This window comes from Aeromicrobium sp. P5_D10, from assembly GCF_054049535.1.
Map to the genome: position 1 here is coordinate 192,663 of NZ_JBFUME010000005.1, position 23,358 is coordinate 216,020.

The window sequence follows — 23,358 nt, forward strand, 5'->3', positions numbered from 1 at the left end:
TCGGGGTCACCGCGATATCTTGGAGCGTTATGTCTACTGCCCCTGCACCCGACAATCTGACCATCTCGGCCGATGCGATCGACGCCTCCATGGCTCGGGTCGCGCAGGTGGCAAGTCGAACCCCTTTGGAGTTCAATTCGCGGCTCTCGCGCGCGACGGGCGCCCAGGTGTGGCTCAAGCGCGAGGATCTGCAGCCCGTCAGGTCCTACAAGATCCGCGGGGCCTACAACTTCATCGTCCAGCTGGACGATGAAACCCGCGAACGCGGCGTCGTGTGCGCGAGCGCCGGGAACCACGCACAGGGCGTCGCGCTGGCCTGTGACCGGCTCGGGACGCACGGACGTATCTACGTCCCGGGCACCACCCCGCGGCAAAAGCGCGACCGGATCGCGGCGATCGGCGGCAGCAACGTCGAAGTCATCGTCGCCGGCGACAGCTACGAGGATGCCTTCCACGCGGCCCAGACCGACGCCGGCGGCACCGGGGCGATCCTGGTTCCCGCCTTCGACGATCCCCGCACGATCTGCGGCCAAGGCACCGTCGCGCCCGAGATCATCGATCAGCTCGGCGGGACTCCCGATCTCCTGGTGCTGCCGGTCGGCGGCGGAGGCCTCATCGCGGGCATCTCGGCGTGGATGCGCGAGCGTCGGCCCGAATGTCAGATCGTCGGTGCCGAGCCGGCCGGCGCTCCGTCGATGGCCGCGGCGCTCGCCGCCGGGCATCCGGTCGCGCTTGCCACGGTCGACCCGTTCGTGGACGGCGCGGCCGTCGGCATCGTCGGACAGCACACGTTCGCCCAGGTTCAGGCGAGCGGCGTCGAGATGGTCGCGGTCGACGAGGGACATATCTGTACCGAGATGTTGAGCCTGTACCAATCCGACGGCATCATCGCCGAACCGGCCGGTGCGCTCGCGTCCGCCGCCTTGACCGCAGGCATCGAGATCGTGCCCGACTCCACCGTCGTGTGCGTCGTGTCGGGTGGCAACAACGACATCAGCCGCTACGGCGAGATCCTCGAGCGTTCGCTGATCCACAAGGGGATCAAGCACTACTTCCTGGTGAGCTTCCCGCAGGAACCCGGCGCGCTGCGCCGGTTCCTCGACGAGATCCTCGGCCCCGATGACGACATCACCTTGTTCGACTACGTCAAGCGCAACAACCGGGAGACCGGCCCGGCGCTGATCGGCGTCGAACTCGCCGAACCGGACGATCTGGACGGTCTACTGGCCCGGCTGGAAGCAAGTCCCCTAGGCGTAGAGCGAGTCGAACCGGGCAGCGCGCTGTTCCACTACCTGGTGTAACCCCACAAGATGTCGGCGGTTCTGGGTCGTTGCGGCGCGCTATAGACCCACGAACGCCGACATCTTGTCAGGTCGGCTGGTGGTGGCCCAGGTGAAAAACTCCTCCGCCGAAAAGACTGGTTTTCCGTAGTCGACAGCCTTGCGGGCCTTGCCCGATTGGGTGCCCACTTCGGCGACGACGAGCGCCTCGCACTTGGTCTTGGTGACGTTCTTGACCGGAATCAGGCCGCAGTCCGCAGCGAGAGTTTCCATGTCCTCGCGATCGAGCATCCGTCCGGAAGGCGATCGCGCCTCGCCGGTGAAACACACCCTCGCACCCGGCACCAGCACCTCGGCGATAGCGCTGGCCGGGCTCGTGAACGCGTCGAGCAGCCCGGACGTCTCGATGCCCAGCAAGATCCCGACCTCACTGAACCTGTCGAGCAGCCCGGACGGCACACCCGTCGACCGGGAGGCGACGATCTTGAGGCGTTCCGCGGCCAGGCTCCGCAGGCTTGCCTCGTGCGGGCCGTCCGTCACGGGACGGATCGACGCCCGCACCTCAAGCGCACTCATACCTGACAGGAGCACCGAGCTGATCTCACGGCTGATGTCGAGCAACGCCGACAGCACCGGCAGGTGGACCGAACTCGGCGGGACGGCGGTGGGATCGCGGGTCAGCAGGTATGCCGAGCCCGCATCCGTGGCGTCATACGCCGCGAAGGCACTCGCGCCGCCGTCCTGAACCGCCAGACGGGTATGCGCGGCCAGGGCGGCGTGCGCGCGCTCGAGAGCGCTGGCGGCCAGCATTCCCTGCCGCTCGTCGGCCAGCAGATCCTGCGGCCGGACATCGATACCCATCGGCAACGGCATGACGCGGCCGAGCCGTTTGAACTCGAAATCGATCAATCCCAGCGCGTGATCGGTCGATACGCCGACCGGCGTGGTCCCTTCGAGCACGGGCCCGAGAACTGTCCAGGCCTCGGCCAACGTCGGTGCCAACAACACATCGTCGACCGCGATCCCGTAGGCCTCGCGGGCTCCGGCCAGATCCCGTTGCGGGTTGATCAGAGTACTGATGGAGGCTCCGTCGTCGAATGCGACGGCGATCTCGACCGGCCGAGGTCGCGACAAGCGTCCCTCATCGCCGACGGTCACCATCCCGATCGCGCAGTGCCGCCGCACCTCGCCGCCTGGTCCCCCGTCGCGCAGGAACCGCAGGATCCGACGGTCGGTGCGCAGATCCTTGGGCCGTACCGGACGGGTCAGCACGAGTCCGTCCATCGACGTGCACCGGCTGAGTGCCACGTAGACCTGACCGAAGTCGAATGCACCGCCACTCAGATCGACGACCAATCGGTCGAGCGTCTGTCCCTGGCTCTTGTGGATCGTGATGGCCCAGGCCAGCTTGAACGGCAGCTGCGCGTACGAGCCGATGACCTCATGCCGCAGCGCCCCGCCTTCGACGACCGGGCGGGTCGCCTCCCAGGTGTGGGCTCCGACATCGGCGACCGATCCGTCGCGGAACTCGACTGTGGCGACCAGTCCGGTCTCACGGTGGGTGATCGCGATGATCCGTCCGAGTGTGCCGTTGACCCATCGTTCGGACTGGTCATTGCTCAACATCATGATCTGCGCGCCGACTTTGAACGTCAGTTTGTCGTCGGCGGCCGCGTCGAACAGGCTCAGATCGCCCAGCCGTTCGGCGAAGTGGGTGACCTCCTGCCCGTCCAGCCGTTCGAGTCGCTGCCGATTGCGGGCCGTGACGATCGCGTTGGTCGGCGCGAGAGTCAGCCAGAACTCATCGTCGGGCGGCACGAAGTCTGGGTCGGTGCGCGCATTGAGATCGTGCTGCGCGCTCTCGAGCAGCACTCCCTCGCGCACCGCATTCAGGATCGAGGTCAACCGCTGGTCCCCCAACTGCCGGAACACCGTCGTCAGCGCCACGGTCGGGAAGTCCTCGCGCCGGAAGGTGTCGGCGGAGAAGAAGTAGGGCGTGTCGTACCGGGTCGAGAAGTATTCTGACTCGCCGGTCGTGACGACCGGGGGAAGCTGCAACAGATCACCGACCAGCACGATCTGCACTCCGCCGAAACGGGTGCCGGGGCGCGGACCGAAACGTTCCAGCGCAGCCACCAGCATGTCGAACAGGTCGGCCCGCACCATCGAAGCCTCGTCGATGATGAGTGTCTGCAGCGACCGCAGTGCCTTGGCGAATCGTTGCGGTTTGTAGCCACCCTGACGGACGTCGTCGAGCGTCGTCGTCGCCAGGAAGCTGAACAGTCTGTGGATCGTGTATCCGCCGACGTTGAGGGCCGCGATGCCGGTCGGAGCGGCCACCAGAACACGGCGGTCCCCGCAGTCCTCCAGAAAGTGCCGGATCAGGGTGGACTTGCCGGTGCCCGCCTTGCCCGTCAGGAAGAGATTGTCGCCGGACTCCAGGATCGCGAGGGCCCGCTCGAACTCCTCGGTGAGAACGAATTCCGACTCGACCGTGGTGGACACCGCGCAACCCTATCAACGCTCGCGAGTCACTCAATTACCACTGATGAGTCACTGAGTTACTCACCGCGAGTCACATCCTTCGCGCCCCGATGTGACTGAGCGACTCGCGGGACGTGACTCAGTGACTCGCGAGCGGTTGGTGGGCATGGCACAGTTTTTGGTCTCTAATTTGTGCTGGCGGTGCAGGGACTTGCGCCGGCCACAGGCTCAGTATTGAGTCATGACTTCCAGTAGTGATCGCCCGCGACGCACCGTCGCCGTGCTCGGTGCCGGCATGGTCGGTCTCAGCACCGCGTGGTACCTCCAGGAGAAGGGCATCGACGTCACGGTCTACGACCGCGACGATGTCGCCGCCGGATCCAGCTGGGGCAATGCCGGCTGGCTGACGCCGAGCATGGCGGTGCCGCTGCCCGAACCGTCGGTGCTGAAGTACGGCCTGCGCGCCGTCCTGAGTCCGTCATCTCCGGTGTACATCCCGCCGACAGCGGATCCACGGCTGGTGCGCTGGCTGATCCAATTCGCCCGCAATTGCACCCCGAAGCGCTGGGACCAGGCGATGACGGCGCTGATCCCGCTCAACACCGATGCACTGGCAGCATTCGACGAGATGAACCACGGTGGTGTCGCCGAACCGACCAGGATCGCTGAACCGTTCACTGCCGCGTTCCGGACCGAGGCAGACAGCCAAGGTCTGCTGCACGAGTTCGAGCAGATCCTGGCTTGCGGGCAGCAGGTCAACTTCGAGGTCATCGACGGCGATGCGGCTCGCCGCGAGGAGCCGTCGTTGTCGACCGAGATCGGTACCGCGATCAGGATCCGCGACGAGCGCTATCTCAATCCGTCGGCCTACGTGCACTCGGTCGCCGACTCAGTCAAGGCCCGCGGCGGTGTCATCCGTACCGGCACCGAAGTCGGCGAGATCATCACCGGAGGCAACGGCGTCACCATCGACAGCGAGCACTATGACGCTGTCGTGATCGCGACCGGCGCCCGGCTCAATACGCTGGCCCGCAGGTTCGGCGTCCGCAAGGTCGTCCAGGCAGGACGCGGCTACTCCTTCACGGTCAAGGTCGACCAGCAACCCCAAGGTCCGATCTACTTCCCCCAGCAGCGGGTCGCGTGCACTCCGGTCGGTGACAGGTTGCGCGTCGCCGGGATGATGGAGTTCCGCAAGGTCGATGCCCCGGCCGACCCGCGACGCATCCGCGCGCTGGTCGATGAAGCCGGCCGGCTGCTGTCGGGAGCACATCTCGACCAGCGTGAGGACGAATGGGTCGGCGCGCGCCCGTGCACCGCCGACGGTCTCCCCCTCGTGGGCGGGACGAACGATCCCGACGTCTTCATCGCCGGCGGCCACGGCATGTGGGGCATAACCCTCGGACCCGTGACCGGCAAACTGCTCGCCGAGCAGATCGCCACCGGGAATGCCCCTGCGCAGCTGCGCGGACTCAACCCCTTGCGTTGAACGACCTCCTGCTGAATCCACCCTGCTCCGAAAAGAGAATCCATGCCCAGCCCCACCGCCATCACGTCCCCCGACGCACCTGCTGCGATCGGACCCTACGTCCAGGCCAAGGTCCACAACGGCGTGCTCTACTGCTCGGGCTCGCTGCCGCTGAACCCTGCGACGGGCGAACTCGACAACGCTGACTTCACCGCCGAGGTCAATCGCAGCCTGGCCAATCTCGAGGCTATCTGCGCGACCGCCGGCACCTCGCTCGACAACGCCTTGCGCCTGGGCGTCTTCACAACGCACCTGGAGTCGTTCGGCGAGATCAATGCGGCCTACGCCGCACACTTCGAGGACCGGCCTGTTCCTGCCCGCACCACGATCGGCGTCGCGGCCTTGCCACTCGGCGCGCGCGTCGAGATCGACGCGATCGTCGCACTTATGTGATGGGCTGAGTCCTGATCGGCCGAGTGCTGATTCGATCCCGGGCGATCTCGAGTCGCAGAGCGAGCCTGACGGCCGGATCAGCGAGGTCGAGCGGACACCGCTCGGCCAACCGGGCCAGGCGATAACGGACCGTATTGGGGTGGACGTCGAGGGCGCTTGCCGCCCGCCGGGGTTCACCCCAGTGGTCGATCACAGCGGCGAGGGTGTCGACCAGGTCTCCTCCATTGCGACGCTCGTCGTCGAGCAGTTCCTTGAGCGGTGAGACCAAGCGGCGCGAGGCCAGTCCTGCGACCGCACGGGACAGCACAACGGCGGTCCAGGCCGACTCGATCGTGACGACCGGCCCCTCGCCGGCGTCCGGCACCAGAGTCGCCAGTTCATCGGCCGTCTCACGCGAATCGTGCAACTCACCGACCGTGCTGACGGGCCCGCCGGCCGTGATCGTCAGGGTCGGATTCCGCTCTCCCGCCTCGGCCACGAGCTGTTTGAGCCAGGTCCAGCTGCCGACCCCCGTCCCGGTCTCCCTGACCACGGTGTAGACGGTCGCATCGATATCGGCGATCAGCGGGCGCTGCCAGCCGCGGCGACGAGTCAATGAATGCCATAACTGGCAGCGCGCATCAGCGGCCGCATCGCTCAACGGTCCGGTGAGGATCGCGACCCGCCAGGGACCGTCATCGAGCCAGGACGGTCGAGCCGTCGTGGCGCCACGCAGGACCGATCGGATCTGGTCGAGTTGGATCTGACGGTTCAACTCTCCCTGAGCTCGCACCCGCACCAAGCACAGTGCCACGATTTCGGTTGCGGCATGCAGTTCTTTGGCCTGGTCGTCCGATGCCGGGACATCCTTGACAGCCCAGATGGATCCCAGCCATTCGCCGCCGGCCCTGACAGGAACGACGTAGCGGGCCTTGACGCCGTCCTCTCCTGACGGGATGAAGACCGGTGCGTCGGACGTCGCCAACCGGCGGAACACCCCCAAGGCGCGAAAATGGTCTCTCACCCGACGCGGCACCTGGCGGCCGACGATCGTCGACATACGTGCGTCATCGACATCGTCCTGACCCGTGGAGTAGGCCAAGACTCGTGACGTGGCGTCTTCGATCGTGACGGGCGCTGCCAGGATCGCGCTGAACCTGTCAGCCAGTTCGAACAGGTCATGGTGCACCTGATCGGCGGAGCGTTGCCCGCCCTCCGTGCTCGCGGCCTCACTGAGTTCGCTGCGCAGAAGGTCGACGACCGACGACCAGTTGACGTCTGCGGAAACAGCCAGAAGCGGCAGACCCGCCTCGCCGCACCGCGCCCGCACGGCCGCCTCAGTCGCCCACGGACCGCGCATCACCAGACCCGACGAAGCACCGGCGTGCTCGACGATCTCGAGGGCCTCGCCGATATCGCGAGTACCGACCGCCAATACCAGCGCGCCGTGCGCCGGAATCACTGCGTCCCCGGGTTCGACCAGCTCCAACTCGAGTACCGGTCGCTCAGCACCCGGGTGGATCAGAGTCATGACGGAAGTGCCCAAGGAGGCTGCCAGGTCTGCCGCGGTGATCACGTTGACCAATGTGCCACGCCTCGACCCTCCCTGTCGCCAGCGACATCCCAGTTGGTCCCCTGGCACAACTTCGAGAGCCCAAACTGTATCCACAGGCCAGACCGTGTGAGGACGATGTGCGAGATGATCGGGCCAGATGGTGCCGGAATCGAGGAGGAACAGTGACGGTCGTCCAGGAAGCCGGCGCCGCGGAGACAGCTTCGACGCCAGGCCATGATGTGGCGTGGCGCGAGATCGATCTGACCGCTGTGGCCCACAACGTCGGCGTCCTCGCGGCGCACTGCGCACCGGCCGAACTGATGGTCGTGGTCAAGGCCGATGCCTACTCGCACGGGGCCGTCCAGGTCGCCCGCACCGCGCTTGCCGCAGGTGCGCGGCGACTCGGCGTCGCGGTGCTCGCCGAAGCCTTCGAACTTCGTCGCAACGGCATCGACGCTCCACTGTTGGCATGGCTGGCCGCGCCCGGTGCCCCCTACGCCGAAGCGCTGCGCCAGGACATCGAGCTCGCGGCCTACTCGTGCGCACAGCTCGACGAGATCGCCGAAGCTGCGCGCACAACAGGTCGAACCGCAGCGATCCACCTGAAGGCCGAGACCGGGATGTGGCGCGGGGGCGCCGCAGAGGAGTGGCCACAGCTGACGGCTCTGGCACTCCGCTACGAGCAGGACGGGCTGCTGGAGGTCGTGGGCGTGTGGTCGCACCTGGCGTGCGCGGATGTGCCCGAGGACCCCGCGAATGACGCACAGCTGGCAGCGTTCAACCGCGCGGTGGAGATCGCCCTGGCCGCCGGACTCCGTCCGCGGTTTCGCCACCTCGCGAATTCGGCGGCGACGCTCAGCCGGCCCGATATGCACTTCGAACTGGTGCGTTGCGGGCTCTCGGTTTACGGAGTCGACCCCGTCTCCGGCACCGACACGTCCTGGGATCTACACCCGGCGATGTCGATCCGGGCTCGGGTCGTCCACGTCAAGGATGCGCCACAGGGTGCCCGCGTCTCGTACTCACATACGTACGAAACGACTGCCGACACCACCTTGGCCGTGGTTCCACTCGGCTATGCCGACGGCGTGCCGGTCCTCGCCGGCCCGCTCAGTCCGGTGGGATACCGCGGCAGCTCGGTCGCGATCGCCGGACGTGTCTGCATGGACCAGCTCGTGCTCGACGTCGGAGATCTCGCGATCAGGCCCGGGGACGAGGTGACTCTCCTCGGATCCGGTCAGGACGGTGAGTTCACCGCTATCCAATGGGCTGCTCGGAGCGGCCGGAGCGCCTACGAGATGTTCACCGGCTTCGCCCGCCCCCGAGTCCCCCTCCACCCCCGACGCCCATGAGTCACCCAATTACCGCCGACGAGTCACCGAGTTACGCCGGTCAGGTAACTAACTGACTCACGGGCGGTAACTCAGTGACTCACGGGCGGTAACTCAGTGGCTCGCGAGCGTTGGGGTGAGGGTTGTGAGGGCAGCGGAGGTGTGGGGGCCCAGGCCCAGACGTCGCACTTCGCGCAGATCGACGCTGGTGTCGACGTCCTGACGCACCCGGGGGTCCACCTCGCAGACTTCACGCGCGCCGTCTTCGGCATGTCTGGCCGCGGAGTCACGACCGTAGAACGGCCTCAAGCGACTGGGCTCATGCGCCCAGGCCAATGTCGTCCCGCGGCCGGTCATATCGGGCACGAATGCGACGTCGTGGCGGCTCAACTTGTCGATCGCATCGTCCAGCGTCTCGGCGGTCAACGCCGCCAAATCACCCGGAACCACGATGACCGGAGCCTCCGGGCGACGTGACATCGCCCATCGGCGACCCGAGTCGAGCGCGACGTTGAGCATGTCGCGCGACAACATGGGCCGGTCGGTCAGCAACACCGCGCCCAGTCTGCGCGCGATGGCTCCGAGTTCGGGCTCGGCGGTGACGATGACGAGTTGTCCGACCCGCGAGGAGTCGGCGACCTGGTCCAGCACGTCGAGCGCGAAGGCCCGGGCAAAACCGGGACGGCTCGCCTCGCCGACGTTGAGCCTGGATTTCGACAGCCCCCACGGCTTGATCGGGACGATCGCGGTGGCATTCGGGCACTCAGTACTCATGCCACGACCTCGCGCTCGACCCGGCCGTACAGCGTCGTACGTTGACGAGCGGGGCGGCCGGCCAACGCCGCCATAGCCTCGAGCTCTTCGCGTTCCTTCCGGGAACCGTTGGTGGAACCGGCCATACGGCTGATGGTCTCCTCCATCAGCGTGCCGCCGAGATCGTTGACACCGCCGTTGAGCACCTGCGTGCACTGCTCGGGGCCGAGCTTGACCCATGAGCACTGGATGTTGTCGATCAATCCGTGCAGCATGATCCGCGCCAGCGCATGGACCGCCCGGTTGTCACGCACCGACGGGCCAGGACGGGCGACGCCGGCCAGGTAGATGGGCGACGACTGATGCACGAAGGGCAAGGGCACGAACTCGCTGAAACCGCCGGTGTCCTTCTGGACATTCGCCAGCGTCTGCAAGTGCGTGACCCAATGGCCGGGGTGATCGACGTGGCCGTACATCATGGTCGACGTCGTCGGCAGACCCACGCGGTGCGCCGTCGACACGACCTCGATCCACTGACTCGTCGGCAGCTTGCCCTTGGTCAGTACCCAACGCACATCGTCGTCGAGTATCTCGGCTGCGGTGCCGGGAAGCGAGTCGACGCCTGACTCCTTCAGCGCGGTCAAGAACTCGGCGATCGACATGCCGGTGCGCGCGACCCCGTTCATGATCTCCATGGGGCTGAACGCGTGTACGTGGAGCGAAGGCTCGGCGGACTTGATGGCCCGCGCGAGGTCGAAGTACGCGGTACCCGGCATCTCCGGATCGATACCGCCCTGGACACAGACCTCGGTGGCACCCACGTCGACCGCCTCACGCGCCCGGGTCGCGATCTCGTCGAGTGACAACGTATAGGCGTCGGCGTCGGTCTTGCGTTGTGCGAAGGCACAGAAGCGACAACCGGTGTAACAGATATTGGTGAAGTTGATATTGCGATTGACGATGTAGGTGACCTCGTCGCCGACCGCATCGCGACGCAGGTCGTCGGCCAGTTTCGTCACCGCGTCCAGGGCGGGCCCCTCGGCGGCGCTCATCAGTGTCAGTGCATGTTCGGTCGACAGCCCGGACGGGTTCAGTTCGGCCGCCCGCAGCGCCGCCGCAACATCGGAACTCAACCGCTCGGGTTGCGCATCGGCTGCGACCTTGTCGCGCAGAGCACCCCAGTCTCCGTAGACGTCCTCGAAGTCGCTGCGTCGGTCGTCGGTACGCCCCTCGGTGTCGACCGCGGTGTGCAGATCGGAGCGCCCCCTCGTGACATCGAATCCGCCGTCAGGCTCCTGCCACGGCAGACCGACCGGCATCGCGTTCGGATCGGCCAGACCGTCAGGACCACGGAGCGCCTCGACATGAGCCAGCAGGCGCGGGTCGAGCCAGGGCACGTCGAGATATTGCGGATGGGCCGTGAGCCGTTCGCGCAGCTCGAAGCCGGCATCGGTGCACAGCGCCGTGAGCTTGTCGATCTGCGGCCACGGCCGTTCGGGATTGACGTGATCGGGCGTCAGCGGGCTGATACCCCCGAAGTCGTCCACACCGGCATCGATCAGCGCCCGGCATTCGGCCAAGTCCACGAGGTTCGGCGGCGCCTGGATTCGCATGCCCGGCCCGAGCAGGATCCGGGTCGTCGCGATCGCAGCCAGGTACTCCTCCAGGCCGAGATCATCCGTGTGGCGCATCGCGGTATCGGGCTTGGCCCGGAAGTTCTGCACGATGATCTCCTGGATCGAACCGTACTCGCGCGCGATCCGGCGCAGCTGGAAGATCGAGTCGGCCCGCTCCTCGATCGTCTCGCCGATGCCGATCAGCAGCCCCGTCGTGAACGGCACGTTGAGACGGCCGGCATCTTCGAGAACCCGCAGTCGCACGGCCGGATCCTTGTCGGGCGACTTGTAGTGCGCCTCGCCCTTGGTCTCGAACAATCGGCGACTCGTGGTTTCGAGCATCATGCCCATCGACGGTGCGACGGGCTTGAGTCGCGACATCTCGGCCCAGCTCATCACGCCGGGATTGAGGTGCGGCAGCAGGCCGGTCTCCTCCAGCACCACGATGCTCATGGCTCGGACGTACTCGAGAGTCGAGTCGTAGCCGGCTTCCTCGAGCCATGCCTTGGCCTCGGGCCAGCGGTCCTCGGGCCGGTCACCCAGCGTGAACAGCGCTTCCTTGCAGCCCATCGCGGCACCCTCGCGGGCGATCGCCCTGACCTCGTCGGCCGACAGGAACGGCGCCTGACCTTCTTTGGCCAGCAACGTCGGCGTCGTCACGAACGTGCAGTAGTGACACCGGTCGCGACACAGCCGAGTCAACGGGATGAAGACCTTCTTGCTGTAGGTCAGCACGCCGGGTCGCGCGGCGGTTTCGAGGCCCGCATCGCGGACCCGCGCGGCCACGGCCATCAGCCGGTCGAGCTGCTCACCCCTGGCGCACAGCAGCGCCTGCGTCTCGGCTGCATCGACCGTCTTGGCGTTCTCGGCACGGGTGACAGCACGGGCGATCTCCCTGTCTGTCACCAGTCGCTCGGTCATGAGTGCTCGCTCACTCCCGTGATGGCAATGCCAGATCGCGTCTTGTAGCGCTTGTTCATGCTGATCAGCACTGCGGTGAGGGGTTCCAGCTGGCGGGCGAGCCGAAGGGCTCCTGCATCGATGCCGACTTTTCCAGTGACCGACGCTGCCAGCGACATGACGACGGCTTTGGCTTCGTCATCGTCGCCGCACACCAGGACATCTTCGTGGCTCAGAGGATCGGCCGTCTTCCACAGCGAAAGCGCCGCGACGTGGTGGAAAGCTCCGATGACGCGGGCCGTCGGCACGAGGCGTTGGGTCTCCTGCGCCGCGCTCTCTTCCAACACCAGCCCGTACGGACCGTCAGCGTCGAAGCCCAACGGGTTGACGCAGCTGATGACGATCTTGCCGGCCAGCTGATCGGCAAGACCGGCGACCAGATCGGCATGCCCGTCCCACGGCACCGCGAGCAGCACGACGTCGGCGGCCTCGGCGGCCGACGCGTTGTCGGCGCCTCGCACATCGGCCGAACTGAGCTTCTCGTTGATCTCGTCGGCCTTCTCCCCGGCCCGACCGGCATCGCGCGAACCGAGGACGACTCGGTGTCCGGCGACTGCGAATCGGTACGCGAGGCCGCGACCCTGGGGGCCGGTTCCGCCGACGACGGCGATGTCAAGGGACTGGTTCATGACTGGTTTCCTCTGGATCGAGAACGGCATCGAGTCGTTGCGGCGCACAGCCGGTTACGACGAAATATGCGGCTCGTGCAGTCACGAGCACCAGATCAATCGCCCATGAGCGGGCGGAACTTCGAACTATGTGTTGTCCGATGGATCCACGACGACGATACGTGCTCGCCGAACGCTTGGGTAGCACCTGGGTCGAATATGAGCCAGGTCACACCGCGATTCAGCTGATGGCAGGCAGGACGTCGGCCCCGAACGCCTCGATCCACTCGCGCTGGTTGAGGCCCACATTGTGCAGATAGATCCGGTCGAAACCGATGTCGGCGAACTGCTGGATGCGAGCCCGATGCGCCTGCATGTCCTCGCTGATCAACATCCTGTCGTCGAAGCCTTCGGGCCCCACCTGCCGGGCTATCTGTTCGAAAACGTGCGGGCTGCGGATATCGCTCTTGGGGAACCGCATCGCTCCGAGCGGCCATTGATCGATCGCATTGGCCATGGCTTCCTCGTGCGTGGGTGCCCAGCTGAGACGCAGGTGCAAGACCTTCAGCATCGCGGCCGGATCACGCCCCGACTCCTTGACTCCTTGCTCGAAACGTTCGATGAGCGCGGCGGCCCGGTCGTACGACGTCCCGACCGTGACGATGCCGTCCGCGACTTTTCCCGCCCGACGAGCTGTGACCGGACCGCTGGTCGCCACCAGGACAGGTGGCGCCACCGCGGGCATGGTCCACAGGCGGGCCGACTCCATCCGGTGGAATGCACCCGCGAACTTGCTGTCGCGGCCGGCGATGGACGCCGTGAACAGCTTCTTGATCAGATCGATCGCCTCGAACATCGCATTGATCCGCTCGGGCGCCTCGGGCCAATAGTTGGCCGTGACGTGCTCGTTGAGCGCCTCACCAGGACCCACACCCAGCCAGTGACGGCCTTCGTACATCGAGGCGATCGTCGCTGCGGCCTGCGCCAAGGTCGCCGGGTGGTAGCGATAGCCGGGCACCGCCATACCCGGGCCGAAATTGGTCGTGGTCCGCTCGCCGAGCGCGGTCAGAACGCTCCACACGAACGGGCTCTGGCCCTGCCGCGGCAGCCACGGTTGGAAGTGGTCGGTGGCCAAAGTTCCGATGAATCCGTGCGCTTCGGCCAACGCTGCCAGATCGACGGCGTCGCTGGGAGCGTACTTCTCCAGGGCCGCGGCATAGCCCACCTCGACTCGAGCGCTCATGTTCGTCACCATCTCATCCATCGCGGGCCGGCGTCCTCATGTTAGCGACGATGCGCCGACCATCCGCAGGGCCAGCTGCGCGTACTCCTTCGCGATCTCCTGCGGAGACGTCGTCCCGCTCGGACTGAACCACTGAGGCAGAGACGTGCACATCGTGGCGATCGCGCGTCCGGTCTCCCGCGGCATCGCCGTGGTCGCCAGTCCGGCTACCAGCGCGGCGTCGACCTCCGCATCGATCGCGCGCTGCAGGCCGGTTCGCCGCGCCGCGATGCGGTCGCGGTCGGGCTGCTCGACGCTCCTCATCTCACTGGCACCGATGAACGCGAGGTCGGCGCGCAGCGTGTGGAACAACGCCAGAGCTTCGACGATCAGAGCGAGCCGTTCCAGCGGCCCGCTCCCCTCCGCGCTCGCCGAGGCGAGTCGCCGGTCGAGGTCGTCCATCGTGAGGTCGAGTAGCTGGACGAGCAGTTCCTGCTTACTCGCGTAGTGGTGGTAGACCCCCGGCGCGCTGAGACCCGCGTGATCGGCGATCGTGCGCATCGACGCGCCGTGATAGCCGGTCGTGACGAATGCCGTGATGGCGCCGGTCAGCACCGGATCGACGTCGAGAGGCCCGAAGGTTCGCCAATCGGACGCCGCCTCCCCGGGGGGCTCGTTGCCCGGCGAGGGTGCGGACATCAGCACTGCGATGCTGACGTCGAGCGCGGCAGCGATCTCCCACATACGGTCGACCGTCACGGAAGTACGGCCGTTCTCGATGGCGCTCATGGTGCCCGCGCTGACACCCAGCCGTCTGGCCATCTCGCGCAACGAGAGACCTCGCTGTAGACGTACATGCCGGATGCGCTCACCGGCGACTCCGCGCCTCTGCCACACATCCTCGTCTGTCATGTGTTCAGTCTAGCTGAACATTTGGCAGAAATGACAACATATTTCCTTCATTTGAGTCGCATGGGCTACTGTGCAGACTGAACGATTGATCGGTAGGAGCAAGATGAACCTTCATGACCTGACGCAGCCCGAACGCTTGGGCCCCGCCCTGGTCGAGGCAACCGGCGACCATCGCTGGGTGACGTTCGATGTACGGCTCATCGCCGGCGGCAAGTCCAATCTGACCTTCGAGATCACGAGCGAAGCCGGCTCCCTGGTGCTGCGCCGGCCTCCCAGCGGGCACCTACTGCCCAGCGCGCACGACATGAATCGCGAAGCGCGCGTACAACGCGCCCTGGCCGACACAGCTGTTCCGGTCGCATCCGTGGTTCTACTCGATCCCGACGGCGATCTGCTCGGGGTGCCGTCGTACGTCATGGCCAAGGTCGACGGTCACGTGATCCGCGAGACCCTGCCCGGCGACTTCGCGACGACCGAAGCCGAACGCGTTGGCCTGGGGCACACGATGGTCGACACGCTGGTCGCCCTGCACTCGGTCGATCCTGCCGCTGTGGGCCTGACCGATTTCGGACGCCCCGAGGGCTTCCTCGCCCGACAGATCCGCCGATGGGGTGGCCAGTGGGATCAGTCGAAGACCCACGACGTGGATGAGGTGACCCGACTCGCGGCACTGCTCGGCGAGCGCATGCCCGCGACGCAACGATCATCGATCGTCCACGGTGACTACAAGATCGACAACTGCATCCTGGACCCCGAAGATCCGACCCGTATCGTCGCGCTGCTCGACTGGGAGATGTCGACGCTCGGCGATCCGATGACCGATCTCGGAATGATGCTGTTCTACTGGCGTGAAGCCAGCCAAAATCATCACGACCTGATCCCCGCAGTGACAGACCAGCCGGGCTTCCCGTCGCGTCGACACCTCGCCGAGCGCTATGCCGCGGCGACCGGGGTGACGCTCGACGAGATCGACTACTACCTCGCCTTCGCGAACTTCAAGTTCGCGATCATCGCCCAGGGCGTCTCGGCCCGGGCAGCTGCCGGCTCGATGGCCGGCCAGGACTTCGGCAACCTCGACCCGCTGGTGCTCGAATGCGCCCAAGCGGGACTGGACCTATTGAAAGGCTGAACAGACCATGGAATTCGAACTCTCCGCGAAAGCACAACAGACCTGCGATGAGATGTGGGACTTCATGCGGTCCGAGGTGATCCCCGCCGAGAAGACCTGGGCCGCATCACTGCTAGAGAACGGGCCGCACAGCCACCCGGCCGTGATGGAAGATCTCAAGGCCTCGGCACAGCGCCGCGGACTCTGGAACCTCTTCCACCACAAGTACGGCGGGTTGACCAATCTGGAGTACGCCGCAGTCGCCGAGATCTCCGGCTGGTCGCCGGTCATCGCGCCCGAGGCGATCAATTGCCAGGCGCCCGACACCGGCAATATGGAAACCCTCGAAATGTTCGCGACGCCCGAGCAGCGCGAGCAGTGGCTCGAGCCGCTCCTGTCGGGCGAGATCCGCTCAGCGTTCGCGATGACCGAGCCCGACGTCGCCTCGTCGGATGCGACCAACATCCAGACGTCGATCGTGCGCGACGGCGACGACTACGTCATCAACGGTCGCAAGTGGTGGATCACAGGTGTCGCCGATGAACGGTGCAAAGTCTTCATCGTGATGGGCAAGACCGTCCCCCACTCGCAGAGCTCGCGGGAGGTGCCCCCACCGTCGGCCCCACCGCACCGCCAGCAGTCGATGGTGCTGGTGCCACGCGAGACTCCCGGCCTCGAGATCGTCCGGCACCTGCCGATCTTCGGGTACCAGGACCAGCACGGCCACTCCGAGCTCGTCTTCGACAACGTGCGCGTTCCCGCGACGTCGATCCTGGCCTCGGAGGGCGATGGCTTCATGATCGCCCAGGCCCGCCTCGGACCGGGCCGCGTGCACCACGCGATGCGGGCGATCGGCATGGCCGAACGCGCCCTCGCGCTGATGGTCGACCGGGCCAAGAACCGGGTCGCGTTCGGCAAGCCGCTGGCCGATCAGGGTGTCGTGCAGGAGCTCATCGCCAAGTCGCGGATCGAGATCGACCAGGTGCGGTTGTACGTCTACCGCACCGCCTGGTTGATCGACCAGTTCGGCGCGAAGGGCGCACGTACCGAGATCGCCGGAATCAAAGTCGCGGCTCCCGCCGTGGCAACGGCCGTGATCGACCGCGCGATCGAGGTCTTCGGCGGCGCCGGGGTCAGCGATGACACCCCGCTGGCGTACTTCTACGCGTGGGCGCGCGTGCTGCGTATCGTCGACGGACCGGACGCGGTTCATCGCCGCTCGATCGCAAGGGACGAGCTGCGTCGCAAGAGCCCCCTCCAAGCTTTGGAGGGTTAATCCCGCAAAACTCGATCGGCGGCGAGCCAACCGACAGCCATCACGGGGGCGGCGGAGTTGCCCGACAGTTGGAACGGGAGAACGGACGCGTCGGCGACCCGTAGGTTTTCGACTCCACGCACACGAAGCTGGGGGTCGACCACGTCGCGGTCGTCCGGTCCCATCCCACAGGAGCCGACTGCGTGATAGATGCCCCCACCTGAGCGACGGGCGTAGTCGACGACCTCATCAGGTGTCGACACCGACGGCCCGGGAAAGACCTCACCGGCGACGAGATCGGCAAGTGGCGAGGTGGCGACCAGGTTCCGGGCATGATCGAGGATCGCGCCCGTGGTCCGGCGTTCACCATCATGCTCAAGGAATCTGGGCGCGATGACCGGCGCTCCACCCGGTCCCAGGTGAATACTGCTGGCGCTCGTCGGCCGCAGCGCGTACCCCGTGAACAGCAGCCCGGAGTACTTCGCCAGTCGCATCTCCGGCGAAGTCTCGTCGAGCGCCATCGGCACCCACACTCCCTGAGCGTCAGGCCGGACGGCATCAGGGGTGCTGCGGAATGCGCTCACGACGTCGTAGCCGCTCGTGGCGATCGGTCCCTGACGGGTTGCGAGATAGCGTGCGCCCTCACGGAGCTGCCTGGGCCGGGTGTTGAGCCGTTCGGTGGCCCCGATCCGGTCGCGAAACCGCACCTGGAGACTGACCGCACGCTGCTCGATGATCCGCTCGCCCACGTGCTGACTCTCGACGACGGGCTTCACCCCGGCGGCGCGCAACACGTCGGGTTGTCCGATCCCGGACCGCTCCAGCAGCAGCGGACTCTCGATCGTGCCTGCAGCGAGCACCACTTCGCGCCGGGCCCGCACCTCGGCCACACGACCGCTCTGTTCCACGACGACGCCGACTGCCCGATTGCCGTCGAGCAGGAGACGCTCGACTCGCGCGCCGGTCATGACCGTCAGCTGCCGGTTACGCGTGTCGACGAAGGCCGCGGCGCTGGTTCTCCTACCGCGGCGAATCGTGGCCGGGGTGAATCCGATTCGGTCGTCGTCATCGGCGTTGAAGTCCGCGACCCGTCGCAGTCCACGGTCGGAGGCCGCGTCGAACAGCGCGTCCGTGACGTCGTCGCGCTCGGCGGGAATCGTCACGCCGAGGCGCTCTTCAACACCTCGATAGGCCGCTGCGAACTCCGAAGCGCCCCAGCCGGGATTGCCTGCCGACTCCAGCGCATCGAAGTCGGCAGCGGCTCCCCGGACGTACATCATGCCGTTGACGAGAGTCGACCCGCCAACGCCGCGACCGCGGGTCCAGACCTCCGTCGCACCGCCCCCGACGGGCAGGGTTTCGTAGCGGTGCGTGTACTTCTTCGACCGCAGCGTGAAGTAGAACGCCCGTGGGACCGCGAGCAGCGGATTGCGCCAGGCACCTCCGTGCTCCACCAACAGCACCGTGACGCCCGGTTCGGCAGCGAGCCGGCCGGCGAGCACGCAGCCGGCAGCCCCTGCGCCCACGACGATGTAGTCGTAGGTCATGAACGGCCCCGAGAAGACGAGACCCAACGCGGCGCGAGACAGCGCCACGAACCCTGCCGCGCTGCGCCCTGCCACACACCCAGCCCGTAGGCGATGTCGGCCGCTCGGCGGGCAAGCGTGAATCGCGCTGGGTCGAGTTGCACGTCAGAAGCTCGGTGCGCCAGTAGCCCGTCGGCAATCGCAGCGACTGCCAGTGCCCGGCGATAACGTCGCGAGAGCACCGCCATGACCAAAGACACCGGCCACCAGTGGCGCAGCATCAAGGCCGACGTCTGCCCAACCATGGCTCGGCCCGTTGCCGTCACGACCGATGCCTGTTGTGTCCGTGGCAGCCCGATCAAACTCGCTGTGGTGTCCCGCACGAATACGCCGGTGGCCAGCACCGCGATGGCCTGCGACCAGCGCCGCTGCACCAACACCCCTGCCGCAGCCACTGCGACGGGCCGGGTCATGACGGCTGGCGCGACGCGATCACCGTGCCGCTGTTCCAACAGTGCGGCACTGGTCCCGTAGAACACCTTGCGCCCCAGCCAACCGCCGAGCGTGGATCGGGAGTCATGCTGGGCGCTGACCTCGGCGGCGTAGCGGACGCGGTGCCCCTCGCTCTGAAGCCGCCAGATCAGGTCGACGTCCTCGCCGCTGCGCAGACTCGGCTCGAAGCCATTGCCCAGAGCATCGACCCGAGCGACCAGGCAGGCGCTCGGAACGTACGTCACCGGCGACCAAGGCCTGACCGTCGTCGGCCGCGGCCCGAGATCCAGGGATCCGCAGGATGCCTCATACCGTTCGAACCATCGGCTACCCGTGCGAGTTCGGACGCGAGGCGCGACCGCGGCAAGTCTCGGGTCGGCGAAATGCCGCCGCAGCATCGCCAGCGCTGCCGTCGTCACCTCGACATCGGAGTCGATGAAGGCAACCACAGGGGTCTCGACCCTCCGCAGACCCGCATCGCGGGCAGCTGCCGGGCCCACATTGTGATCGAGTCGCACGAGCATCGCACCATGACGAGCGACAGTTCTTCCAACTTCAGCCGCGTCGGCCGAAGCGTCGTCCACGACAATGCACGGCAATTGCGAAGCCAGCAGGTGCAACAGCCGGTCGACGCCGCCGGGGTTGTCGCGCACCGGGATCACAATCGTCACGGGATCGACAGCAACATCGCCGAGAACCGGATCGGCGAGATCGAGATCCAACAACCGGTCAGCAAGCGTCGCAGTCGTCGGGGACGTCACTGTGACGGACCGCTCGACGAACAAACTCTCGACGCCCGGAGCCAGCTTCATGACCCTCGTCCCGGCAACGAAGATCGGGCCGAGTTCGACGTCGTCGTGCAAGCGCACGACAAATCCGTCAGGCAGCAACTCGCAGCATTCCGCGGGAGTCCGGCGTGCCCAGCTCGATACGCCGCACGATGTCGTCGACCATGGTCTCCAGTATGCGGATGCCTTGCTCGGCGGTCGCGCCGGTCGGGTCACCGAGGACGCCGTTGGCAGACACGGCAGCGACTCCACCAGACATGAGCTGCGGGAGGATCTCCGCCAAAGGCCGGGTGTCCCCCGCCTCGGCCCGGTCGGCCCGCACGGACTCCGGCCGCAGGTGCAGCATCAGCGAGGTCTCGGTGAGCCCTGCGTGGAGATCGACCTCCTCGGTCGCGCACGGCACCCAGCCGACATCATGCTGCTCGGTGGTCATCTGGAAGACGGCCTTCGAGATCGCCGCGATATTGCCGCCGTGAGCGTTGATGAACACGATCCGTCCGGCCCACGTCGACATCGACCGGACCAGCTCGATCACGAACTGTTGCAGCACGTCTGTGCCGATCGAACTCGTGCCCGCGAACGCTTGGTGTTCACCGCTGGAGCCATAGGAGACCACCGGCGCGACGAGAACTTCCCTGCCGATCACTGTCCCTTCGAGCGCTGTGGCCACCGCATTCGCGACCGCCACGGCGATCGCCGAGTCGGTGTCGAGCGGCAGATGCGGTCCATGCTGCTCGATCGACCCGATCGGCACGAGGACCAGCCGATCGGCACCCACCTCCGGCCAGGTCTGATCCGCGAGCGGAGCGTTCATGGCTTCGCCGGTACTCCGAGGGCACGGGTGAATCCGTCGGGAATCACCAGGTGCTCGGGCGTCAACTCGTCGATCGACGAGACGCCCATGCCGAGAAGTGCCGAATCGATGCCGCCCCGCAGGATGTCGAGGACGTTCTCGACACCGGTCTGACCGTTGGCGGCAAGCCCCCACAAGTAGGCCCGACCGATCATGACGGCCCGCGCACCCAGCGCGACGGCTTTGACGACGTCGGATCCGCGACGGATGCCGCCGTCGAGGACAACCTCGATCTGTCCACCCACCGCGCTGTTGATCGGCTGGAGCATCCGGATCGGTGCCGGCGTGCTGTCGAGGTTGTTGCCGCCGTGATTCGACACCGAGATCGCCGAGATGCCGAGATCGACCGCCCGCAGCGCGTCATCGACTCGGCAGACTCCCTTGAGCATGAAGGGACGGCCGCCGGAGATCTGCGTCCACTGCTCGCGCATCCACGACACGTCGTCCCAAGACGGCGGCGGAGTCGTCATCCATTCGTAGTAGGCCCCGAAGAACGTCGGCCCCTTCGTCTCCCCCGGCGCGGCCAGATTGGGCGCGGTCAGGTCGGGCAGGTCGCGGGCGAACGAGGCGAGCCAACGCGGTTTGGTGATGACCCGCGGGGCGAACTTGACCGCGGTCTTGAAGTCGACCTTCTCCGGGATCTCGGGGCTGCCCCAGTCGCGACCCATCGAGAACGACCAGTCGAGCGTCGCGATCAGACCCACCGCACCTGCGTCGTGCGCACGCTGCATGCGCTGGATCATGACGTCACGGTCACCGGTCCAGTACATCTGGAAGAACGTCGCGGGATTGGCCGCGACGACGTCCTCGACCGAGCGGCTCGCGAAGTTGCTGAGCCCGATGACCGTGCCGCGCGCAGCCGCCGCCCGGGCGACCGCGACCTCACCGTCGGGGTGGACAGCCTGCACGCCGGTCGGCGACATGATGACCGGCAACGAGATGTCTTGGCCCATGACCGTCGTGGCCATCTCACGCTTGGCCGAATGACCCGCGACATGGGGCGCGAAGCCCAGTTCCATGAAGGCGGCCTCGTTGTCGGCCATCGACTGACCGCGTTCAGATCCGGCGACCAGTGCCCCGTACACCGGGGCAGGCAGCCGCTTCTTGGCACGTCGTTGCGCCACGGCGACCGATTCGAACCAGGGATTCGTCGCCCAGGGGTTCCACTTAGACATCAGGTGTTCTCAATTCGATTTCAGGGAAGAAAGCCGGCCAGGGGGTTCTCCGCACAGGCAGAGACCGGTGGTGCTTCGAGGTCACTGCGTCGGCTGAGCGTCAACATGACCGGTTGATTGCGGGTGGGGTTCTTCTTGGAGTGGTCCTGGCTCTGCGCTGGAATGACCCGGTCGCCGGCTGCCAGCGCGGCCTCGCCGTAGCCCTGCACGCACTCGGGATCTGGTCCGTCCATCGGCAGGCCGGTGAAGAACTTGGCGGCCATGCAGCCGCCGCGGCACGCGTCGAAGAACTGGCACGAAGTGCACGCGCCCGACGTCTGGGGTGACCGAAGCTCGGTGAAGAGCTCGGAGCGCTGCCACACGGTCTCGAATCCGCCATCGGCCAAGATGTTGCCGGCCAGGAAGTTGTCGTGGATGGCGAACGGGCACGCGTACACGTCGCCGATCGGGTCGATCAGGCACACGACCCGTCCGGCACCGCACAGGTTGAGGCCCGGAAGTGCAGTGTCGCCGAGGCCTGCGAGGTGGAAGAACGAGTCACCGGTCAGCACGTTCTCGCCATGCGCGACGAGCCAGTCGTACAGAGTCTTCTGCTGCTCGGGCAGCGGGTGCAGCTCGTCCCAGACGTCGGCGCCGCGGCCCGAGGGACGCAGCCGGGTCAGGCGCAGCGTCGCACCGTACTGGTCGGCGATGGCCTTGAACTCGTCGAGCTGGCCGATGTTCTGCCGGGTACAGACGACCGAGATCTTGGCGTCCTTGAATCCGGCGTCCTGAAGGTTTTTCAAGGCCGTGATCGCGGTGTCGTACGAACCGGGACCGCGCACGTAGTCATTGACCTCAGCAGTCGCACCGTCGAGCGAGATCTGCACGTCGACGTAGTCGGTGCTCGCCAGGAACCGGGCTCGTTCGGGGTTGAGTCGCACTCCGTTGGTCGAGAACTTGACACCGACATCGTGTGCGACGGCGTAGTCGAGCAGTTCCCAGAAGTCGGGCCGAATCGTCGGTTCACCGCCGCCGATGTTGACGTAGAAGACCTGCATCCGCTGCAGCTCGTCGATGACGGCCTTGCACTGCTCGGTCGTCAGCTCGCGGGGGTCACGGCGACCCGAGGACGACAGGCAGTGCGCGCACTCCAGGTTGCAGGCATACGTCAGCTCCCAGGTCAGGCAGATCGGCGCGTCGAGGCCGAGCTCGAACTGCTCGATGAGGGAGGCGTTCTTCGGCCGGTCGATGACCGGTCGGGTCTCCAGGATCGTCATGCGACAGCCTCTTTCGCGATGCGGGGGCGGATCATGTCGGTAGCGGCGAGGCCCTCTAGCGCGGCGACATAGCCAGGCCAGTCGAGTTCACGAATGCCCGCGGACTCAAGCGCACCGCGGACGTCGCAATGGCTTGAGAGACCGCGGACGACGGCGACAAGCTCGTTGCGCTTGAGGAACGTGAGTTTGCGGTTGCCGAAGTGATAGGCCATCGCCCCGAAAGGTTCAGGTCGCAAGGCAACGGCAGGAGACAGATCCCAGGCTTCGTCGAGCATGTCTGTCAT

At 66.5% G+C, this 23,358-nt stretch carries 19 protein-coding genes; 6 read left to right on the forward strand and 13 right to left on the reverse strand.

What is annotated here, in order from left to right; translation table 11 throughout:
- The first annotated feature begins 29 nt into the window (after nt 1-29).
- Nucleotides 30-1,301, forward strand: coding sequence for a threonine ammonia-lyase IlvA (ilvA, locus tag ACXJKC_RS11335; RefSeq protein ID WP_456696821.1), 1,272 nt, complete (start codon nt 30-32; stop codon nt 1,299-1,301).
- Nucleotides 1,302-1,340: 39 nt separating this feature from the next.
- Here ilvA and ACXJKC_RS11340 read toward each other — a convergent pair whose 3' ends face one another.
- Nucleotides 1,341-3,785, reverse strand: a complete 2,445-nt coding sequence (locus tag ACXJKC_RS11340; RefSeq protein ID WP_456696822.1) for an AAA family ATPase — start codon at nt 3,783-3,785, stop codon at nt 1,341-1,343.
- A gap of 220 nt (nt 3,786-4,005) precedes the next feature.
- Here ACXJKC_RS11340 and ACXJKC_RS11345 point away from each other — a divergent pair, with 220 nt between their 5' ends.
- Nucleotides 4,006-5,250 carry an NAD(P)/FAD-dependent oxidoreductase gene (locus tag ACXJKC_RS11345; protein ID WP_456696823.1) on the forward strand — a complete coding sequence of 415 codons (1,245 nt, stop codon included), beginning with the start codon at nt 4,006-4,008 and terminating at the stop codon, nt 5,248-5,250.
- Nucleotides 5,251-5,292: 42 nt separating this feature from the next.
- Complete coding sequence (locus ACXJKC_RS11350) at nt 5,293-5,682, forward strand: Rid family detoxifying hydrolase (RefSeq protein ID WP_456696824.1); 390 nt, start codon at nt 5,293-5,295, stop codon at nt 5,680-5,682.
- On the opposite strand, the gene ACXJKC_RS11355 is transcribed toward ACXJKC_RS11350, so the two are convergent.
- Nucleotides 5,675-7,237 carry a PucR family transcriptional regulator gene (locus tag ACXJKC_RS11355; protein WP_456696825.1) on the reverse strand — a complete coding sequence of 521 codons (1,563 nt, stop codon included), beginning with the start codon at nt 7,235-7,237 and terminating at the stop codon, nt 5,675-5,677. The genes ACXJKC_RS11350 and ACXJKC_RS11355 overlap by 8 nt on opposite strands.
- Before the next feature lie 161 nt (nt 7,238-7,398).
- Here ACXJKC_RS11355 and alr point away from each other — a divergent pair, with 161 nt between their 5' ends.
- Nucleotides 7,399-8,568 (forward strand): alanine racemase, encoded by a 1,170-nt coding sequence (gene alr, locus ACXJKC_RS11360; protein ID WP_456696826.1) that lies wholly within the window; start codon nt 7,399-7,401, stop codon nt 8,566-8,568.
- A 93-nt stretch (nt 8,569-8,661) separates the two neighbouring features.
- Here the strand turns inward: alr and cofC are convergent, their stop codons facing one another.
- The 5 genes from cofC to ACXJKC_RS11385 form a co-directional block, all read right to left on the reverse strand.
- Nucleotides 8,662-9,321 carry a 2-phospho-L-lactate guanylyltransferase gene (gene cofC, locus ACXJKC_RS11365; RefSeq protein ID WP_456696827.1) on the reverse strand — a complete coding sequence of 220 codons (660 nt, stop codon included), beginning with the start codon at nt 9,319-9,321 and terminating at the stop codon, nt 8,662-8,664.
- On the reverse strand, nt 9,318-11,837 hold the full coding sequence (locus ACXJKC_RS11370) for a bifunctional FO biosynthesis protein CofGH (protein ID WP_456696828.1): 2,520 nt from the start codon (nt 11,835-11,837) through the stop codon (nt 9,318-9,320). Before ACXJKC_RS11370 ends, cofC begins: the two co-directional genes overlap by 4 nt.
- Nucleotides 11,834-12,505, reverse strand: coding sequence for an NADPH-dependent F420 reductase (npdG, locus tag ACXJKC_RS11375; protein ID WP_456696829.1), 672 nt, complete (start codon nt 12,503-12,505; stop codon nt 11,834-11,836). Before npdG ends, ACXJKC_RS11370 begins: the two co-directional genes overlap by 4 nt.
- A 220-nt stretch (nt 12,506-12,725) precedes the next feature.
- Nucleotides 12,726-13,727, reverse strand: a complete 1,002-nt coding sequence (locus ACXJKC_RS11380) for a TIGR03557 family F420-dependent LLM class oxidoreductase (RefSeq protein ID WP_456696830.1) — start codon at nt 13,725-13,727, stop codon at nt 12,726-12,728.
- 36 nt (nt 13,728-13,763) lie between these two features.
- On the reverse strand, nt 13,764-14,618 hold the full coding sequence (locus ACXJKC_RS11385) for a TetR family transcriptional regulator (RefSeq protein ID WP_456696831.1): 855 nt from the start codon (nt 14,616-14,618) through the stop codon (nt 13,764-13,766).
- 103 nt (nt 14,619-14,721) lie between these two features.
- On the opposite strand from ACXJKC_RS11385, the gene ACXJKC_RS11390 reads away from it, so the two are divergent.
- Nucleotides 14,722-15,747: a phosphotransferase family protein gene (locus tag ACXJKC_RS11390; RefSeq protein WP_456696832.1), complete on the forward strand. Its 1,026-nt coding sequence runs from the start codon at nt 14,722-14,724 to the stop codon at nt 15,745-15,747.
- Nucleotides 15,748-15,754: 7 nt separating this feature from the next.
- Entirely contained in the window at nt 15,755-17,002 is a 1,248-nt protein-coding gene (locus ACXJKC_RS11395; protein WP_456696833.1) for an acyl-CoA dehydrogenase family protein, read from the forward strand.
- Here the strand turns inward: ACXJKC_RS11395 and ACXJKC_RS11400 are convergent.
- From ACXJKC_RS11400 to mftB, 6 genes are read right to left on the reverse strand one after another with little or no spacing between them, the layout of a single operon-like run.
- Nucleotides 16,999-18,576 carry a GMC family oxidoreductase gene (locus tag ACXJKC_RS11400; RefSeq protein ID WP_456696834.1) on the reverse strand — a complete coding sequence of 526 codons (1,578 nt, stop codon included), beginning with the start codon at nt 18,574-18,576 and terminating at the stop codon, nt 16,999-17,001. The two genes, ACXJKC_RS11395 and ACXJKC_RS11400, sit on opposite strands and share 4 nt — an antisense overlap.
- Nucleotides 18,525-19,868 carry a mycofactocin biosynthesis glycosyltransferase MftF gene (mftF, locus tag ACXJKC_RS11405; protein WP_456696835.1) on the reverse strand — a complete coding sequence of 448 codons (1,344 nt, stop codon included), beginning with the start codon at nt 19,866-19,868 and terminating at the stop codon, nt 18,525-18,527. Before mftF ends, ACXJKC_RS11400 begins: the two co-directional genes overlap by 52 nt.
- Before the next feature lie 10 nt (nt 19,869-19,878).
- Entirely contained in the window at nt 19,879-20,601 is a 723-nt protein-coding gene (gene mftE, locus ACXJKC_RS11410) for a mycofactocin biosynthesis peptidyl-dipeptidase MftE (RefSeq protein ID WP_456696836.1), read from the reverse strand.
- Nucleotides 20,598-21,815, reverse strand: a complete 1,218-nt coding sequence (gene mftD, locus ACXJKC_RS11415) for a pre-mycofactocin synthase MftD (RefSeq protein ID WP_456696837.1) — start codon at nt 21,813-21,815, stop codon at nt 20,598-20,600. Before mftD ends, mftE begins: the two co-directional genes overlap by 4 nt.
- A 20-nt stretch (nt 21,816-21,835) precedes the next feature.
- Nucleotides 21,836-23,074 carry a mycofactocin radical SAM maturase gene (gene mftC / locus ACXJKC_RS11420; RefSeq protein ID WP_456696838.1) on the reverse strand — a complete coding sequence of 413 codons (1,239 nt, stop codon included), beginning with the start codon at nt 23,072-23,074 and terminating at the stop codon, nt 21,836-21,838.
- Nucleotides 23,071-23,358 (reverse strand): mycofactocin biosynthesis chaperone MftB, encoded by a 288-nt coding sequence (gene mftB, locus ACXJKC_RS11425; protein ID WP_456696839.1) that lies wholly within the window; start codon nt 23,356-23,358, stop codon nt 23,071-23,073. The genes mftC and mftB overlap by 4 nt, the downstream gene beginning before the upstream one ends.